The 1293-nt window shown below is 30.9% G+C and carries 2 protein-coding genes; both read right to left on the reverse strand.

What is annotated here, in order from left to right:
* Positions 1–755 (reverse strand): hypothetical protein (locus QO182_RS19455; RefSeq protein WP_371563725.1); only part of this gene is annotated, 755 nt, incomplete at its 3' end.
* 8 nt (positions 756–763) lie between these two features.
* The gene (locus QO182_RS19460) at positions 764–1228 is read right to left on the reverse strand and encodes a hypothetical protein (protein ID WP_371563728.1); all 465 of its coding nucleotides are present in this window, start codon (positions 1226–1228) and stop codon (positions 764–766) included.
* Between the last annotated feature and the right edge of the window lie 65 nt (positions 1229–1293).

The raw sequence follows: 1293 nt of genomic DNA on the forward strand, positions 1-1293 counted from the left end.
TTTGCATTAGCTGTTTCAGCTGTTATTGCTCTTAAAACTTCTGTCCCTAATGCGGTTGAACTAGTACTTGAGCTAGCGTCAACATAAGTTTTTATCGATTTTACACTTGCATATTTTGTGTCCGATGCGCCATCTGTAGTAACATTGATACTCTTATTTGCTAAATTTTCTTTTAAATTTAGTTCAGCTTGTGTAGCTATGCTAACCGGTTTATTAACATCTGATGTATTATTTACATTATCTAAACCTAAGTTAATTTTTGCTCCCAAAACTGTTATTGCATTTGTACCTCCATTTTCAATTGCTACAACACCCGTAACATTTTCTGCATTTAAAGCCGAAAAAGCCAACGGAACATAACTAAAAGGATGATTGCTAATCTCAGTGTAGCTAGAACAATTACCTTCTGTATTAATTCCTACAACTAAATTTTTATTTAAAGAATTCCAAACTATAGATTTAAATGAGTCTGCATATCCAGCAGTTTGTCTTCCAGTTCCAATTACCAAATTGACCATTCCATATTCATCCGTTTTAGTTTGAATAACTTCTTGATATTCTACATTTGAATATTCGTCAATGAATTTAAAAACCATGCAAATATCTTTACTAACTAAAAAAGCATTTGAATTATTTACTCCTGGTAATTGTTCTCCAGTTGGCTTTAAAATTACAGCTTGGTACGTTATGCCATTTGTTTGCGCAAAATTTTTGGCACCTAAAAAAAGGAAAATAAGTAGAATTATTTTTTTCATAATTTGATTTAATTAATTGGAAAATGAACACCCAATTGCAATTGATGAGTGATAAAGGATAATTTTTCTTCTGTAGATTTGGAAATATTTGTAGTTTGACCAAAGTTATAGCCAATACTTAAAAAACCAAAAGAAGGAACTCGATACTTGACTTCAAAGCCGATAGAAGCTTCTAATACTATTCCTGAAAACTCTTTCTGGTGCACTAAATCATAATTAATACCGTCAATTTTTTGTTTTCCATAAATTATAGATTCCCCTAAAATTCCTGCGTGTACTAAAAAATCTAGATTATGATCTGGATTATCACCGCCCATAGGAAAAAAAGAATACGCTAATCCTCCTTTTATACCCAAATATTTAGTATCCCAACTATAAGCATTAGCAACATTCCCCCCTACTGCATTATATTCATTTAGAGAAAGTCCAAAAGAATAAAGAAAATGCTCTTTTATTAATGGTACTAGATTCAATTAATTAATGCAACTCTCAGGAAAAAAGATAGGATAATTTTTTCAAAAGAAAGGACATTTAAGTC

This window comes from Flavobacterium sp. Arc2 (assembly GCF_041431385.1).
GTDB lineage: Bacteria > Bacteroidota > Bacteroidia > Flavobacteriales > Flavobacteriaceae > Flavobacterium.